The sequence below is a fragment of the Streptococcus oralis genome (genome assembly GCF_026782345.1).
Classification (GTDB): Bacteria; Bacillota; Bacilli; order Lactobacillales; family Streptococcaceae; genus Streptococcus; species Streptococcus oralis_CK.
Window position 1 is genome coordinate 740,608 of record NZ_JAKUWI010000001.1, and the last position, 16,538, is coordinate 757,145.

General features: G+C 43.5%; 20 protein-coding genes, 1 pseudogene and 1 other annotated feature. Of the genes and pseudogenes, 3 read left to right on the forward strand and 18 right to left on the reverse strand.

From position 1 onward, the window contains the following. Positions 1–10 precede the first annotated feature (10 nt). The 14 genes from cvfB to MK405_RS03715 all read right to left on the reverse strand — a co-directional run bounded on the left by cvfB (position 11) and on the right by MK405_RS03715 (position 12,195). The gene (gene cvfB / locus MK405_RS03650; protein ID WP_268704352.1) at positions 11–865 is read right to left on the reverse strand and encodes an RNA-binding virulence regulatory protein CvfB; all 855 of its coding nucleotides are present in this window, start codon (positions 863–865) and stop codon (positions 11–13) included. Positions 866–924: 59 nt separating this feature from the next. Beyond that, the gene (frr, locus tag MK405_RS03655) at positions 925–1,482 is read right to left on the reverse strand and encodes a ribosome recycling factor (protein WP_001262238.1); all 558 of its coding nucleotides are present in this window, start codon (positions 1,480–1,482) and stop codon (positions 925–927) included. Positions 1,483–1,489: 7 nt separating this feature from the next. Further along, a complete protein-coding gene (gene pyrH, locus MK405_RS03660; RefSeq protein ID WP_000002996.1) occupies positions 1,490–2,227 on the reverse strand; it encodes a UMP kinase in 738 nt (245 codons plus the stop codon). 83 nt (positions 2,228–2,310) lie between these two features. After that, positions 2,311–3,645 (reverse strand): methylenetetrahydrofolate--tRNA-(uracil(54)-C(5))-methyltransferase (FADH(2)-oxidizing) TrmFO, encoded by a 1,335-nt coding sequence (gene trmFO / locus MK405_RS03665; protein WP_268704353.1) that lies wholly within the window; start codon positions 3,643–3,645, stop codon positions 2,311–2,313. A gap of 145 nt (positions 3,646–3,790) precedes the next feature. Continuing rightward, positions 3,791–4,657, reverse strand: coding sequence for a 16S rRNA (cytidine(1402)-2'-O)-methyltransferase (gene rsmI, locus MK405_RS03670; protein WP_268704354.1), 867 nt, complete (start codon positions 4,655–4,657; stop codon positions 3,791–3,793). A 2-nt stretch (positions 4,658–4,659) separates the two neighbouring features. Further along, positions 4,660–4,977 carry a DNA replication initiation control protein YabA gene (gene yabA / locus MK405_RS03675; protein WP_000358229.1) on the reverse strand — a complete coding sequence of 106 codons (318 nt, stop codon included), beginning with the start codon at positions 4,975–4,977 and terminating at the stop codon, positions 4,660–4,662. A 36-nt stretch (positions 4,978–5,013) separates the two neighbouring features. Continuing rightward, on the reverse strand, positions 5,014–5,904 hold the full coding sequence (locus MK405_RS03680; RefSeq protein WP_268704355.1) for a DNA polymerase III subunit delta': 891 nt from the start codon (positions 5,902–5,904) through the stop codon (positions 5,014–5,016). Next, complete coding sequence (gene tmk, locus MK405_RS03685; RefSeq protein WP_200371585.1) at positions 5,901–6,539, reverse strand: dTMP kinase; 639 nt, start codon at positions 6,537–6,539, stop codon at positions 5,901–5,903. Before tmk ends, MK405_RS03680 begins: the two co-directional genes overlap by 4 nt. A 116-nt stretch (positions 6,540–6,655) precedes the next feature. Then, the gene (gene proC / locus MK405_RS03690; RefSeq protein WP_268704356.1) at positions 6,656–7,453 is read right to left on the reverse strand and encodes a pyrroline-5-carboxylate reductase; all 798 of its coding nucleotides are present in this window, start codon (positions 7,451–7,453) and stop codon (positions 6,656–6,658) included. A gap of 3 nt (positions 7,454–7,456) precedes the next feature. Further along, the gene (locus tag MK405_RS03695) at positions 7,457–8,719 is read right to left on the reverse strand and encodes a glutamate-5-semialdehyde dehydrogenase (RefSeq protein WP_268704357.1); all 1,263 of its coding nucleotides are present in this window, start codon (positions 8,717–8,719) and stop codon (positions 7,457–7,459) included. A 9-nt stretch (positions 8,720–8,728) separates the two neighbouring features. Further along, a complete protein-coding gene (gene proB, locus MK405_RS03700; RefSeq protein ID WP_268704358.1) occupies positions 8,729–9,838 on the reverse strand; it encodes a glutamate 5-kinase in 1,110 nt (369 codons plus the stop codon). 101 nt (positions 9,839–9,939) lie between these two features. After that, complete coding sequence (locus MK405_RS03705; protein WP_268704359.1) at positions 9,940–10,839, reverse strand: RluA family pseudouridine synthase; 900 nt, start codon at positions 10,837–10,839, stop codon at positions 9,940–9,942. Continuing rightward, positions 10,823–11,290 carry a signal peptidase II gene (lspA, locus tag MK405_RS03710; protein ID WP_268704360.1) on the reverse strand — a complete coding sequence of 156 codons (468 nt, stop codon included), beginning with the start codon at positions 11,288–11,290 and terminating at the stop codon, positions 10,823–10,825. The genes MK405_RS03705 and lspA overlap by 17 nt, the downstream gene beginning before the upstream one ends. Further along, complete coding sequence (locus tag MK405_RS03715) at positions 11,287–12,195, reverse strand: LysR family transcriptional regulator (protein WP_268704361.1); 909 nt, start codon at positions 12,193–12,195, stop codon at positions 11,287–11,289. The genes lspA and MK405_RS03715 overlap by 4 nt, the downstream gene beginning before the upstream one ends. Here MK405_RS03715 and MK405_RS03720 point away from each other — a divergent pair. After that, positions 12,188–12,259, forward strand: a pseudogene (locus MK405_RS03720) (AraC family transcriptional regulator); the annotation flags it as partial. The gene MK405_RS03715 and the pseudogene MK405_RS03720 overlap by 8 nt on opposite strands. A gap of 165 nt (positions 12,260–12,424) precedes the next feature. Here the strand turns inward: MK405_RS03720 and rpmA are convergent. From rpmA to MK405_RS03740, 4 genes are all read right to left on the reverse strand, one after another. Further along, positions 12,425–12,718, reverse strand: a complete 294-nt coding sequence (gene rpmA / locus MK405_RS03725; RefSeq protein ID WP_000916509.1) for a 50S ribosomal protein L27 — start codon at positions 12,716–12,718, stop codon at positions 12,425–12,427. Positions 12,719–12,734: 16 nt separating this feature from the next. Continuing rightward, entirely contained in the window at positions 12,735–13,079 is a 345-nt protein-coding gene (locus tag MK405_RS03730) for a ribosomal-processing cysteine protease Prp (protein ID WP_000613705.1), read from the reverse strand. A 16-nt stretch (positions 13,080–13,095) separates the two neighbouring features. Then, on the reverse strand, positions 13,096–13,410 hold the full coding sequence (rplU, locus tag MK405_RS03735) for a 50S ribosomal protein L21 (protein WP_000109141.1): 315 nt from the start codon (positions 13,408–13,410) through the stop codon (positions 13,096–13,098). A 34-nt stretch (positions 13,411–13,444) separates the two neighbouring features. Beyond that, positions 13,445–13,564, reverse strand: a sequence feature (ribosomal protein L21 leader region). A 64-nt stretch (positions 13,565–13,628) separates the two neighbouring features. After that, complete coding sequence (locus MK405_RS03740) at positions 13,629–14,315, reverse strand: YoaK family protein (RefSeq protein ID WP_033584012.1); 687 nt, start codon at positions 14,313–14,315, stop codon at positions 13,629–13,631. 155 nt (positions 14,316–14,470) lie between these two features. On the opposite strand from MK405_RS03740, the gene MK405_RS03745 reads away from it, so the two are divergent. Then, positions 14,471–15,448: a Gfo/Idh/MocA family protein gene (locus MK405_RS03745; protein ID WP_268704362.1), complete on the forward strand. Its 978-nt coding sequence runs from the start codon at positions 14,471–14,473 to the stop codon at positions 15,446–15,448. Further along, entirely contained in the window at positions 15,445–16,527 is a 1,083-nt protein-coding gene (locus tag MK405_RS03750) for a DEAD/DEAH box helicase (protein WP_268704363.1), read from the forward strand. Before MK405_RS03745 ends, MK405_RS03750 begins: the two co-directional genes overlap by 4 nt. Positions 16,528–16,538: the final 11 nt, after the last annotated feature.

Sequence of the window (16,538 nt, forward strand, 5' to 3'; positions counted from 1 at the left end):
TCTATAAGGTCTAAATCAACTCTGTACCAAACTGGTCTTGCTTGATTTTGCCAGCCTTCATCAAGCCACCGAGTGCTTTCTTGAACTGACCTTTAGAAATGCCAAAGGTTGCTTTGATGTCCTCAGGAGACGACTTATCATTCAAGGTCATGAAACCGCCATTACTTTCCAAGTAGATCAAAATCATCTGAGCATCATTTTCCAACATTTCAAAGGAACGTGGTTTGAGGGATAGGTTCAAGGTACGATCCACTTCACGGAAACCGATAACACGCGCATCTAACACTTGCCCCAAACGTGGCTCTGCGTAGCGTTCACTTGGGTGAATGAAACCAAGCATGTTATTCTCTGGTAGGTAAACAAATGTTCCTGACAGCTTGAGACGGTAAACAATAGCTGGCCAGTTTTGGTTCTGCATGTTGTTGTAGGCAGGACGAGCCAGACGTTGGAAGTCTTCCTGATACGCCAAAAGTCCCCAGATTCGGTCTTTCTTGTCCACCTCAAGACGGATGTAAAGTTTATCACCTTTCTTAGGCCAGAGTTCCTTGAGCTCAGGGAGGATATCGAGTGACACAACGATTTCTTTATCAGGTAGACCGGTATCAACAAAGACACCCAAGTCCTTACGAACTTCTGTTACGGTTCCCCAACCAAATTGGTCCTGAGTGGCAGTCACTTCTAGAGTGGTCAAGCGGAGTTTTTGCTTCATATCCGTGTAGGCAAAACCTTTGACCGAATCCCCTACCGTATGCTGACCTTCTTCCTTGGCAAGAGCATAGGTCTGACCATCCTTTTGCACAAAGTAAAAACGGTCATTTTCATCGATGATAAGTCCAACAATAAAACTTGCAAGATTTGTATTCATATTTCCTTCTTTCGAATAAAACTCAGCCAGCAATGCCAACTGAGTTTTTCTGTTTATTTTTAGACTTCCAAGAGTTCTTTTTCTTTATTGGCAGTCATATCGTCGATGTGTTTCACAGCATCGTCTGTTACTTTTTGAATATCTTTTTCAAGAGTCTTCAATTCGTCTTCAGTGATTTCTTTTGCTTTTTCTTGTTTCTTTGCTTCATCCATAGCATCACGACGGATATTGCGGACAGCCACTTTAGCATTCTCGCCAACCTTCTTCACTTCTTTAGCAAGGTCACGACGAGTCTCTTCTGTAAGAGCTGGGATAACCAAGCGAATCACAGAACCGTCATTGGCTGGTGTGATACCAAGATCAGAAGCGTTCAAGGCACGTTCGATATCTTTCAATGAAGACCTGTCAAATGGTGTTACCAACAAGACACGCGCTTCTGGAATGGTAATTGAAGCGATTTGGTTAAGAGGAGTTTCGACTCCATAGTATTCTACGTGGATACGGTCTAGCAAGCTTGCGTTGGCACGACCGGCACGGATACCACCAAATTCACGAGCAAGTGATTGGTGAGACTGGGTCATTCTCTCTTTAGCTTTTTCTACAATTGCGTTAGCCATAATTTTCTTATTCCTTTTCTTCGATATTGTTTGAAACTGTTGTTCCGATATTTTCACCAAATACGACACGTTTGATGTTGCCTGGTTGGTTCATGTTGAAGACAACCAAGTCAATGTCGTTGTCCATAGAGAGGGTTGAAGCTGTTGAGTCCATGATACGAAGACCTTTGTTGATAACGTCACGGTGGGTCAATTCTTCAAACTTAACGGCTGTCTTGTCTTTCTTAGGATCGGCATTGTAAACACCATCTACGCCATTTTTAGCCATAAGAATGGCATCCGCTTCGATTTCAGCTGCACGAAGGGCCGCTGTTGTATCGGTTGAGAAGTAAGGTGAACCAATTCCAGCACCAAAGATAACGATACGACCTTTTTCAAGGTGGCGAAGGGCACGTCCACGTACATAAGGTTCTGCCACTTGTTGCATGGCAATGGCAGTTTGCACACGCGTATCGACACCAACTTGTTGCAATGAATCTGCCATCACAAGAGCATTCATCACGGTCCCAAGCATTCCAGTGTAATCTGCCTGAACACGGTCCATTCCTGCTTCTGCAGCAGGTTCACCACGCCAGAGATTTCCTCCACCAATAACAAGGGCAATTTCGATACCTAAGCTATGAACTTCTTGAATCTCTTTTGCGATTGTTTGAACTGTCTGGATATCAATCCCTACGCCACGCTCACCGGCAAGGGCTTCACCTGATAACTTGATTAAAATACGTTTATACTTGGGATTCGCCATTTTTACTCTCCTTTTTTTATCCTACCTATTTTATCACAATTTCTAAGATTTTTATAGTATCATGGGCAATTCTTTGAAAAAAATTAAACCGTTAAAAATTCCTCTAAGTCGGTAAGAGCACGCTCTGCAATTTTTTCATAACGAGCTTTTTTATCACGGATACGCTCGCCTTCCAATTCCTTGATAATACCAAAATTGACATTCATTGGTTGGAAATGTTTGCTGTCAGCGTGAGTGATGTAATGAGCCAGACTTCCAATCGCTGTGGTCTCTGGGAAGATAGCTTCACTTTCACCCTTGAAGAGTCGAGCCGCGTTAATTCCCGCAACTAAGCCTGACGCTGCTGACTCAACATAGCCTTCCACACCCGTCATCTGACCAGCAAAGAAGAGGTTAGGCTGTTTCTTAGAACGGTAGGTCTGTTCAAGAAGATTGGGTGAATCCATGTAAGAATTACGATGCATGACACCATAACGAACAAACTCTGCATTTTCAAGACCTGGAATCATTTGGAAAACACGCTTTTGTTCTCCCCATTTGAGGTGGGTCTGGAAACCGACGATATTGTAGAGGCTACCAGCCGCATTATCCTGACGAAGCTGGACAACCGCATACGGTGTTTTGAATTCTCCATCACGAGGGCCTGTATAGTCGTCTGGATACTCCAGACCGACTGGCTTCATAGGACCATAAAGCATGGTTTTAATGCCACGCTTGGCCATGACTTCGATAGGCATACAACCTTCAAAGTACTTTTCTTTTTCAAAGGAATTCAGTGGTGCTTCTTCCGCATTGACCAAGGCTTCATGGAAATCCATAAACTCTTGCCTGGTCATAGGGGCATTGAGGTAGGCTGCTTCTCCCTTGTCATAACGAGACTTGAGATAGACCTTGCTCATATCGATGGTGTTGATATCGATAATAGGCGCTGCTGCGTCGTAGAAATAGAAACCATCGCCGTCATTAAGGGCATGAATCTTTTCAGCTAGGGCATCGCTGGTCAAAGGACCAGTCGCGACAACTGTAATAACATCGGTCGGCAATTCTGTAATTTCATCACGAACCACTTCAATCAAGGGATGATTGGTCACTTTTTCGGTCACCATTTGAGAGAAACCATCGCGGTCCACCGCAAGGGCACCGCCTGCAGGAACACGTGTAGCTTCAGCAGACTCCAAGATGACAGAACCCAAGCGGCGCATTTCTTCCTTGAGGAGTCCAACGGCATTTGTCAAAGCATCCCCACGTAAGGAATTGGAACAAACTAACTCTGCAAAATTGTCTGTTTTGTGCTGAGGTGTTGACTTGACACCACGCATTTCATAGAGTTTAACTGGAATACCACGTTCTGCGATTTGGTAGGCAGCTTCAGACCCCGCTAGACCTGCTCCGATAACATTGATATAAGATTGAGACACGACACTAATACCTCTTTGGGTGGAACATCAGTCCATATCCAAACAAGCCACTGGATTGTTTGACACCCACAAATCTTTCTAATTTTTCTTTTACTAGTATAACAAAAAAAGGGAAGAAGGCAAACTTCCCTGTTTAGTCATTTTCTTAATTTTCTTCCCAGTCGTGGTAGGCAGCGTAGAGCTGACTTTTATTCCACTGGTAGAGTTTCGCAACTTCCTTAATGGCTTGATTTTTCTTCATGCCTTGCTGGATACGAGATTGGATTTCTGAAAACAAGTCCTCCTCGTCCTTTTCCTCCACATCCTGACTGGCACCTTCAACGATGAGAAGGCATTCCCCCTTGAGTGGCGTTTCAGCGATGCTTTCTAGTAGCTCTGAAATCTTTCCTCGTTGGTATTCTTCATAGATTTTAGTCAATTCCCTGACCAAGACCACCGTGCGATCGCCGTAGACTTCTAGCATATTTTCTAACGTATCCGCTACACGGTGGGGTGATTCATAGAAAATCTGAGTTTCTGGGTAATCTTTTTTTAAGTCGAAAAATTGCTTTTGCTGGCCTGATTTTCTCGGTAAGAAACCGTAAAAGATATGTGGCTGTGGCGCTAGGCCACTGGCAATCAAGGCCGAAATCCCTGCAGAGGCACCCGGAACTGTGACAACTGCAATCTCTTCCTTGATGACTGCCTTGACCAAATCATGCCCAGGATCCGAAATGCTAGGCAGACCCGCATCGGATACCTGAGCAATACTTTGTCCTGATTTCAAAAAATCAATCAAATCAGGAATTTTTTCCTTGGCATTGTGCTCGTGAAAACTGATCTGCTTGGTCGAAATGTCAAAATGTTTGAGCAAAAGTCCTGTATTGCGCGTGTCCTCAGCAGCAATCCAATCCACCTCTTTCAAGGTCTGGATGGCACGAAAAGTCATATCATCTAGATTGCCAATCGGTGTTGCTACTAGGTAAAGTTTGCCATAGGGAGATTGTCCCTTAAAACTTTTTTGAATCTGCATGCTTACTCCCTATATAACAACTCATCACAGAACATACATTCCTCGTCCTGCTCGCGACGTTGTCCATAAAAATCATTACATACGTGAAACCCGTCTTTATAGATTCGGCGGACGCTTTCACGAACGTGCTTGGCCTTAACGGGTGTATCTGCTTCCACCTCGCCTAAGCGTTCGCGCAACTTACTATTTTCCAAGCGAAGAGCTGTATTTTCCTCTACCAGGCTCTTGAGATTTTTCTTGATGGCTTCCACATCGGCCAAGGTCACCAATAACTGTTGGGAAAAATCGTCCAGTGCATCAAATAATTCTTTTTTGTCCATAAACCAGCCCTTTCCTTTCTTTATCCTTCATTGAGTTTATATTTCTTTCAAGACCAGATATTCCATGGCATTTTGAAAGCTGACATTGGCCTGCCACATTTTTCTAGCTTCTAGCAAATCTTGTAGAATCTGTCGAATTCTTGCTTGCAAGAGATCCTGCCCACAGAGAACTTCGAGGATTCGCAAGACCTGATCCTGTTTTTCCTTGTCATCTGCCAAGTTGGCTAATTTAGCAACTTGGAGATAACTTTCTTTTTTCTTAGCTAGTAACCAGGTCAGCAGGCGTTCGCTCTCATCCACCAAGGTCCAAAAACTAGCCTGATTGACCAACTTTTCAGCTTCAGCACGCGATTGACTAAACTGAGCTAAGAAAGTCGCTTTTTTCTTGATCAGACCCATTTGTTCTAAGAGCAAGATGAGCTTCTCTTCTTGCTTTTTAAAGTGGAAAATCTGGGTCCGACTCCGGATAGTTGGCAACATCTTTTCCTCATCGCTGGTCAAGAAGAAAATGTAAACTTCACTCTGAGGTTCTTCGATGACCTTGAGCAGAGAATTAGCCGCGTTAGGATGCATTTTCTCCGCCTGCTCGATAATAAAAACCTGTTGCTGACTTTCAATCCCTGCTTGGGAAAACTGACCCACCAATTCCCGAATCCGTTCTGTCTTGATGACCTGATTGACTGGCTTAATCAAGGTGACATCGGGAAACTCTTCCTGTTCAATCAGATTACAGTTTCGGCATTTCTCACACGGCAAAACGCCTACTTTATCCGTACAAAAGAGGCTCTTAGCCAAAAACTGCGCCATTTCCAAGCTTCCAAAGAAACCTGAAAAGAGATAGGCATGATTGAGCTGGTCTTGTTCTAGGATACGGACAAAGCGGTCAAACTGGTCTGGCTGCCAAGCCTTTAGTTGATCTTGTTTCATTTATCCAAGCCCATTCTGTCAAATAAGACAGCCTTAGTTGTTTCCACAACTTGCTCCAAAGGAAGACTCGCATCAATCTTGACAATGCGATTTCCATCTTTGTCCAGAAGAGAAAGATAACCTTGACGGACTTTTTTGTGCAAGTCTAAGCCTTCCAAGTCCAAACGATTGACCTCGCGATTACTATTGGCAGCAATGCGAGCCAGCCCCTCTTCCACCTCAATGTCAAAATAGAGTGTCAAATCGGGTTTGAGGCCATCTGTCGCAAATTGATTGAGCCAATCAATGGCATCAATATCCAAGCCTCGGCCAAATCCCTGATAAGCAAGGGAACTATCGATGAAGCGGTCCATAATGACCAACTTGCCAGCTGCAAGTGCTGGGAGAACTTTTTCCACCAAGTGCTGTCTGCGACTGGCAATATAGAGAAGGAGTTCCGTTTTAGGATCCATCTGAGTATGACTTGGATCCAAAATCACTTGACGAATTTTCTCCCCAATCAAGACTCCGCCAGGTTCACGGGTCGTCAGCACCTCTACTCCTTTTTCCTCTAAAATTGGGAGCAGAGCCTCTAAAACACTGGTCTTGCCTGCTCCCTCTGGTCCCTCAAGAGAGACTAAAAATCCTTTTGACATGTCTAACTCATTTCTTTTTTACTACTTCTATTCTATCAAAAAAATAGGGGTTTGTGACAATCTTTTTGTGTCTTCTCCCTTCAATCGACCATAAAAGAGGTAGACAAAGCCACCTCTTATTTACCTAGTTCTTGCGTTCGTTTGTAGGCTTGATGAACTGCGTCCATGACTGTACCTCTAAAGGCATGTTCTTCCAGACTTGCTACACCAGCGATAGTCGAACCACCTGGACTACAAACTTGGTCTTTCAAAACTCCAGGATGTTGCTGGCTTTCGAGAACCATTTGCCCAGCGCCGACTACTGTTTGGGCTGCCATTTTCAAGGCCCTTTCTCGGGGCAATCCTGTCTGCACACCCGCATCTGCTAAAGCCTCGATAAAAAGGTAGACAAAGGCTGGTCCACAACCTGCAAGACCTGTCGCAGCATCGATTAAGCCATCCCCCAGCTCAACCAATAGACCCGCATTGGCTAATAACTGACAAAAGAGCTCCCTGTCTTCAGCACAACAGTTTGCTGACATGGCATAACTAATCACTCCTTGGCCGATAGCCACTGGTGTATTGGGCATGATGCGAATAATTCGGTGTTGACTTGGCAGAAGACTTGCCAGTTTTTCCAAAGTCAATCCAGCCGCCACGGAAATCAAAAGAAGACTCTCTCGTTTTTCAAGAATAGTCTGATATTGAGAAAGCAAGTCTGAGAACTGAGCAGGCTTAACTCCTAGAAAAATCACATCTGCTTCTGCAAAAATTTCTTCATTGCTGGAAGCCTGACCACCGAAATTAGTGATGAAAGCATCTACTTTCGCTTGACTACGATTGGCAAGGAGAATCTGAGCACCCGTTTTGGCCTGCAAGACAGCTTTCGCCAAGCTAGAACCCATATTCCCCAAACCGATAAATCCAATCTTCATCTCTTACTCCCTTATCTGTCCGTCACCAGTAACCACATACTTGTAGCTAGTCAACTCCTTCAAGCCCATTGGCCCACGCGCATGCAGTTTCTGAGTAGAAATCCCCATCTCACATCCAAGACCAAATTGCCCACCATCAGTGAAACGCGTTGAGGCATTGACATAAACCGCTGCTGAATCTACTTGATCTGTAAAGTAAGTTGCAGCTTCAGTATTTTCCGTCACAATGGCATCCGAATGATGGGTACTGTGGGCTTCAATATGGGCAACCGCTTCTTCTAAACTACTCACAACCTTAACCGCTAGGACATAGTCTAAAAACTCGGTGTCAAAGTCCTGGACCTCAGCTGCTCGACCTGAAACAAACTGACTTGATTTCTCATCCAAGCGGAATTGAATTGGTTCCAGTCCAGCTTCTTTTCGATCTGCAACCAGCACTTGTTCCAAGCGAGGAAGGAAGCTTGCTGCCTTGTCTTCATGAACGAGGAGAACCTCCATGGCATTACAAACAGAAGGACGACTGGTTTTAGCATTGTTGATGATCGATAGAGCCTTGCCTTCATCGGCTTCCTTATCCACATAGACATGGACAATTCCAGTTCCTGTCTCGATAACAGGTACGATAGCATTTTCAACCACGGCATTGATCAAGCCAGCTCCTCCACGAGGAATGAGAAGATCTAGATAGCCCTTGGCCTTCATCATGGCATAGCTACTTTCACGACTGGTATCTTCCACTAGTTGAATCACCTCTGGATGTATGGTAGTCGTCTCCAAACCCTTCTTCAGAGCTGTGACAATAGCATGAGCAGTTTGGTAGGCGTCCTTACCACTACGAAGAACGACAGCATTCCCACTCTTGAGAGCCAAAGCAACCGCATCCGACGTCACATTTGGACGGCTTTCGTAGATAATACCGATAACCCCCATAGCCACCCGTTTCTTGGTAATAAGCAAACCATTTTCAAGCTGACTTGTCTCTAGGACTTCGCCAATAGGATCTGGTAAAGCAACCACTTCACGAATCCCAGTTACCATCGCTTCTATACGTCCCGCATCCAAATAAAGACGGTCTAGCATAACATCTGAGATTTTCCCCTTGGCCGATGCCATATCGAGGGCATTGGCCGCTAAAATCTCCTCAGTAGCTGCCAATAACTGATCAGCCATAGCTAGCAAGGCTTGGTTTTTCACTGCTTCGCTGGCAGTATTGATTGATTTCTTAACAGCCTGTACCTGTTCAAATTGTTCTTGTGTACTTACCATCGTTCACCTCTAAAATTCTGTAAAGAGCAGCTGGATTTCAGGAGTGATGGAAATCCAGTCATCACGGGGAATCAAGACTCCCTTAGCTTTTTGAGAACGGAGCATATCTTCTAGGGCTGAGACGCCAAATTGGACACGTCCCTTTCCAAGAGATTGACCTGTTTCTTTATCTGCCACTGTGACAATATCGTGGTAAGAGAAGTTTCCTTCCACTTCTACCACACCCGATAAAAGGAGACTTTTTCCGTTTTTTGAAAGTGCCTCTGCAGCTCCACCATCTACCCAAATCATTCCCTGACTTTGAGCATAGAAGGCCAGCCATTGTTTCTGGGTACGAAGTCCCTTCTCTTGCGCAACAAAGAAGGAACCATCCCTAGTTTCTTCAGCTGCCTCAATCAAGGCATCAGATTTCATGGAGGAGCAAATATAGACTGGCACACCTGATTCCGTCGCAATAGTAGCCGCCTTGATTTTTGTCAGCATACCCCCAGTTCCATTTGAAGAACCTGCTCCACCAGCCATATCAATAATCTCACGATTGATAGTCTCGATTGTCTCTAAACGTTTGGCTGTTGGATCTGAGTTGGGATTGCCAGTATAGAGGCCGTCCACATCAGTCAAGAGAACCAAAAGGTCTGCTTGAACCATCGCCGCCACTTGGGCACTCAAAGTGTCATTGTCTCCAACCTTGAGCTCATCAATGACGACACTGTCATTCTCGTTGATGATGGGAATTGCCCCACGATGAAGCAATACAGACAAGGCCTGGTGGGCGTTCTTATAGCGACGTTTATCTACAAAATCATCCTGTGTCAGCAAGATTTGTGCAGAAACGATCTGGCGCATGAGGAGATTGGTTGTGTATTCCTCCAACAAAAGTCCCTGACCAACTGCAGCCGAAGCTTGTTTATCTGCAATCTTGGTCGGACGTTTTTTAAAACCCAAAGCACCAAATCCAGCCGCTACTGCCCCAGATGAGACTAAAATCAACTCATGCCCAGCTTCATGCAGCATAGCCAATTGCTGGGTAATTGCCTTTACTTTGCTTCTTGATAAACTCCCGTCTTCATTTGTCAAGGAGGAGGTCCCTACCTTAAAGACGATTCGTTTGTACTTCATATTCTCACTCCGATTCTTCATATTTATCCATTATAACATGAATGCTTTAAAATAGAAAAGACTTGAAATGAAAAAGGTTGAGACAAGGCATCTCAACTCTTTTATCTATTCTCAGTTTTACGCAATCTTTCCAGCGTTTCTTTAAAAATCTCTGGAATATCTGCTGTGAATTCCAAGGTCTCACCTGTTCTCGGATGGGTAAAACCTAGAGTCTTGGCATGGAGGAATTGTCCATGTCCTTTCAGTGTTTTTCGAGGACCATAGACTTCATCACCAGCGACTGGATGGCCAATATAAGCCATATGAACACGAATCTGGTGGGTACGCCCTGTTTCCAGTTGCAACTCCACTAAGCTATAATCTCCAAAGCGTTCCAAGACGTGAAAACGTGTTACTGCAGGCTTTCCTTTAGCAGTCACAGCCTGTTTCTTACGGTCTTTTTCACTACGACCAATCGGCGCTTCAATGACACCACGATCATTGGGAAGATTGCCATGAACAATCGCCCAGTATTTGCGGAGAGACTTCTTGTCCTTGAGTTCTTGAGCGAGTGCTAAGTGGGCCTCATCATTCTTAGCAATCATAAGGAGACCAGACGTGTCCTTGTCAATGCGGTGAACGATACCTGGACGGAGAATCCCATTGATACCTGATAAGTCCTTGATATGGAACATGAGGGCATTGACCAAGGTTCCACTAGTATGACCTGCGCTCGGATGAACAACCATCCCTTGAGGCTTGTTAACGACGGCTACGTCCTCATCTTGATAGATGATATCAAGTGGAAGATTCTCAGCCACATACTCTAAAACCTCTGGTTCTGGCACATGGTAAGTGATCACATCCCCCTCTTGGACAGTGTATTTGGCTTTCTTTACTTGCCCATTCACCAAAACTTGTCCAGCCTTGATTTGTTCATTAGCGAGACTGCGTGACAATTCTGTCAGGTCCGACAGAGCCTTGTCTAAGCGCACCCCACCAGTTTCAATTTTTATTTCCATTTACTTCCTCTTTAAGCATTGCAATCAATAAAACAATGACACCAACTGTCAAATAGCTGTCAGCCACATTGAAAATCGCAAAGTTGATAAAGTCTAGGTGAAACATATCCACCACAAAACCTTGACTCATTCTGTCAATAAAGTTGCCCAGACCTCCCGCGATGATCAAAGTCAGTCCAAAAACCAACCAGATAGAATCCTCCATGTGTTTATGTAGATACCAAATGGCTCCTACCATGACGACCAGTGTAATGACCGCAAATAACCACTGCTGATCTTGCAGCATGGAGAAGGCTGCCCCACGATTTTGCAGATAGGTCAAGCTAACAAGATTGGGGATCCACGAACGCACTTCACCCAGTGGAATCTGCTGGGCAACATAGGCTTTGACCCACTGGTCCAGTGCTATCAAGAGCAGTACAATCACTGCCACTATTCCTCTTTTTTTCATGATTTCCTCTTCTGATCAAAATATTCTTGCATAACCTCAACGAAGAGTGTCCCAGCTTGACTAAGCTCAACTTCTTCCCGTTTGACATAAACCATGCGGTTATCTAAATTATCCTTGAGACGAATAACTGTAATGCCATTAACACTGTCACTATCCAAAAATCCAGACCCAGTCGCATAAGCATCCGTCCGCTCCAAAATACCATTCAAAGTAGCACGGTCCGTCACATTGAACATCTGGGAGCTCGCACTGGTATCAACAAAGTTCTCTGAATAGTAAAGATACTCGTCCTTTTCTTGAGTGAACCGAACGGTTGGTAAATCAGCCAAATCCTCCATGACCAGTTCTTCTTTTTCCGCCAAGGGATGGCCTTCACGCAGATAGATATGGGTATGAAAAGGAATCAACTCAATGACTTCGAGACCTAACTTTTCAACCCGTTGCATGATGCCCTTTTTATTTTGATTGTTGAGGTAGATAATCCCAATCTCACTATGTCCTTGAGCTACTTCGTCTAAAATTTGAACTGTGGTAGACTCAAAAATACGAAAGTTCTTGTAGTCAGGATAACGTTCTGAAAAGGCCGTAATGGTTGGTGGCAAGAAGTCATAGTGCTGACTGGCAATGGAAAATTCATCCTTTTCTTCCTCAGGATTGGCATACTGATTTTGAAAAACATCAAATCCTTTGACCAATTCTTGCGCTTTCTCATAAAATTCCATACCGCGACGTGTCAAAAATGTTCCTGAACTCGTCCGACGGAAAATTTTAAAGCCAAGCTCTTTTTCCAAATCTCGCACAGAAATAGACAGACTCGGCTGACTAACATACATCTTTTCAGCAGCTTCACGGAAAGTACCACTATTGGCAATAGCCACAACATAGCGTAATTGTTGAATGTTCATCTTTTACCCCCAACTTCTCTATCTGTTCATTATACCATATTTTAGAAATTTTCCACCTAGGAAAAATAATGCCATTCATAAAATTCATCTACACTAGTAACAAAGAATTATGGGTATCAAAACAAAAAAATAGGCTCTCCGAAAACTCGGAAAGCCTTATTTTATGCTACTTCTAGCTTCCTCGCCTTTTCATTTTAAGGCTCGGGATAAAAAGGTTCACTGAACCTTTTTATTTAGCGATTGGGTAAACAGAAACCTGCTTTTTATCGCGTCCTTTACGTTCAAAGCGTACTACGCCTTCAACTTTAGCGAACAAAGTATCGTCCCCACCACGTCCAACGTTTACACCTGGATAGATGTGTGTACCACGTTGACGGTAAAGGATTGATCCACCCGTTACAGTTTGTCCGTCAGCTGCTTTAGCTCCAAGACGTTTCGCTTGTGAATCACGTCCGTTTGATGTAGAACCTCCACCTTTTTTGTGGGCGAAAAGTTGCAAGTTGTTAAGAGTCATTTTTAACATAATGTTTTCCTCCGTGTTAGTTTTCTGTGATAACTCTGGTTTGGACGAACTCAGAAGAGTTCTCCGATAAGTTTGCCATACCTAAGAAAAATGATTCGAAGAATAACTGCGTCATTTCTCTCTGGTGCGAAGGAAGATCCGCTGGTATTTCAACCTTTAGATAGCCACCTTCATCTTCGTTTAATTCTAAGATTGGTTCATAGCCTGCAAATTTCTCAATGGAATTGACAAAGTTAATGGCAAGCGTAGAAACCGATGCACACACGACATCTAAGCCGTATTCGCCACTTTCGGCGTGTCCAGTAATTTCCGCACTCCTCAGCTCGCCATCTTCGGCTCTCTCAAAGACTGCTTGTATCATGTGTTCTCCTTAAAAATTAAGCGTTGATCGCGTTGATGACAACTTTTGTATATGGTTGACGGTGACCTTGTTTGCGGTGGCTACCTTTCTTAGGTTTGTACTTGTAAGTAACAACTTTCTTTTGTTTTCCTTGTTTTTCAACAGTTCCAACTACAGTAGCTCCAGCAACAAGTGGAGTTCCGACAACAGTGTTTTCACCACCAACAAGAACAACTTCGTTAAAAGTAACTTCTTGACCAGCTTCAACGTTCAATTTTTCAACGTAAACTGCTTGACCAACTTCAACTTTAACTTGTTTTCCGCCAGTTTTGATAATTGCGTATGTGCTCATTATGCACCTCCTATGATTTTTAGGGTTTCCCCGTATTTTTGTGAAGACTCGCCTAGCATCGTGGGACGAACCACTTAAAAGAAGAGCTCTAAGTATAACAAAGTTTAAATTTTGTATACGATGAGCAACGATGTTCGTGCGGTTGCACAGGACTGTGCATAGTCAACTCTTCGATTATAGCATATCTTCTTTTTTCTTACAAGTAAAATCAATTAAAATTAAGCTTTTTCTTTCCCTTTTTTTCTCCAAGAAGCAAAAAGCATGCTGAAGTAAAAGATACTCATCATAAGAGGAACACCTAGAATTGTCTTCTCCTGATAGTAAATCGTCAAATAAGCTGAAAAAACAACTCCGAAGACAAAACTGCTAAGCAAGCTAACAAAAATCAAGCCCTCTCGTAGGAAAGGCGTATGCTTGGTCCGAAAATAATCTCCAAAAGCTAACATGGTTCGTTTGATATTCCCGGTCATAAAAGCATTATTATAGGCAATACCAGACACTTCTCCAAAAGCAGTTGTCACCAGTCCCATACAGAAGGCCAAGGGCGGTACGAGATAGATATTCTCTACAGTTTGCGGCACAAAGCCAATAATTAGGGACAAGACTGCAAGTGGAATTACAGACAAAATTGGCTTTTTAACAATTCTCAATTTTTCCTTATAGACAGTTAATAAAAGGACCCCCATCATAAAAGCTAGCAAGGTCATTACTTTGGCACTGGCATCTGACACATTGTGTTGAATGAGTCCTACTGATAGAAAAACCACATTCCCAGTCTGTCCTGCCACAAGAGTATTTCCTCGCACGATAAAGGTATAGGCATCTACATATCCTGCGCAAAAAGTCAAAAAAAGCGCTAGCCTCTTAGACTGACGTGATATTTTTCTTATTGGTAATAATCTCATTTTCTCCCCCTCTTCATTTCATCTACTTATCTAAATATTGTACCACTTTCTCCAAGAAATGCGTAGTCCATTTGAAAATTTTTACCATCTGTTGGATAGTCCTTCTTTTCTGTGTTATAATGAAGGAAGGTTTTAAAATCGGAAAAGGAGTATTTATGCTAAAATTAGGTGTCATCGGAACAGGTGCTATTAGCCATCACTTCATAGAAGCAGCCCATACCAGCGGAGAATACCAGCTGGTCGCAGTCTATTCTAGAAAACTAGAAACTGCCGCAACCTTTGCTTCCCGCTATCAAAATGTCCAACTCTTTGATCAATTAGAAGACTTCTTTAAGTCTTCCTTTGATGTAGTCTATATTGCTAGTCCAAACTCCTTGCATTTTGTTCAAGCCAAGGCTGCCTTGTCTGCTGGTAAGCACGTCATTCTTGAAAAGCCAGCTGTCACTCAGCCACAAGAATGGCTAGATTTGAGGCAATTGGCTGAGAAAAATAATTGTTTTATCTTTGAGGCAGCTCGTAATTACCACGAGGAAGCTTTTACTACTATTAAGGATTTTTTGGCAGACAAGCAAGTATTGGGAGCTGATTTCAACTATGCCAAGTATTCTTCCAAGATGCCGGACTTGTTAGCTGGGCAGACGTCAAATGTCTTTTCAGATCGTTTTGCTGGTGGAGCCCTTATGGACTTGGGGATTTATCCTCTCTACGCTGCCGTTCGCCTCTTTGGAAAAGCTCAAGACGCGACTTATCAGGCTCAACAGCTTGACAATAGTATTGACCTAAATGGAGACGGTATCCTCTTCTACCCTGACTTTCAAGTTCATATCAAAGCTGGGAAAAACATCACTTCCAATCTTCCTTGTGAGATTTACACAGCGGATGGAACCTTGACCCTCAATACGATTGAACATATCCGCTCAGCTATTTTTACTAACCACCAAGGAAATCAAGTCCAGCTCCCTATCCAACAGGTTCCCCATACAATGACTGAGGAAGTTGCTGCATTTGTACACATGATCCAGCAACCAGACCAAAAACTTTACCAGACTTGGCTGGATGATGCAAGTTCTATTCATGAGCTACTCTATACCATGCGCCAGACTGCTGGCATTAGATTTGAGGCAGAAAAATGAAAACCAAACTACCCACTGAATGGCAAAAACTGAGCGACCAACTCGGTTTCCAAGAATTTACTCCCATTCAAACTCAACTATTTGAGCCTATACTTGCTGGAGAAAACCTCCTGGGAGTAAGCCCGACAGGAACTGGTAAGACCCTAGCTTACCTCCTGCCAAGTCTTCTCAGACTACAAAAGAAAAAAGCCCAACAACTCTTGATCCTAGCACCAAATACAGAACTAGCTGGACAGATTTTTGACGTATGTAAAACGTGGGCAGAAGCCATCGGTTTGACTGCTCAGCTCTTCTTATCAGGTTCCAGTCAAAAACGCCAGATTGAACGCCTCAAAAAAGGACCAGAAATTCTGATTGGAACTCCTGGCCGTATCTTTGAGTTGATTAAATTGAAAAAAATCAAGATGATGAATGTGGAAACCATCATTCTGGATGAATTTGACCAATTGCTCGATGATTCTCAGATTCACTTTGTCGAGAAAATCACTCACTACGCACCTCGTGACCACCAACTCATCTATATGAGTGCGACGACCAAGTTTGACCAAGAAAAGATTGCACCAAACACGCGCACTATTGATCTCTCTGATCAAAAACTGGACAACATCCAACATTTCTATATGCAGGTAGACCAACGTCACCGAGTGGATATGCTGCGAAAATTGGCTCATGTAGAGGATTTCCGCGGACTAGTTTTCTTTAATAGCCTATCAGATCTTGGAAGTGCGGAGGAAAAACTACAGTATCGGGATGTCTTGGCTGTCTCCCTCGCTAGCGATGTCAATGTTAAATTTCGAAAAGTCATCTTAGAAAAGTTTAAAGATAAGCAACTAACCCTGCTCCTTGCAACTGACCTTCTGGCACGTGGAATTGATATCGATAGTCTAGAATGTGTCGTAAACTTTGATGTTCCTAGAGATATCGAAACCTACACTCACCGTGCTGGCCGTACAGGTCGCATGGGCAAAGAGGGCTATGTTATCACTCTCGTAACCCATCCTGAAGAACTTAAAAAACTCAAGAAATTCGCAAGTGTACGTGAAATTGTTCTAAAAAATCAAGAACTCTATATCAAATAAGGTTGGCATTC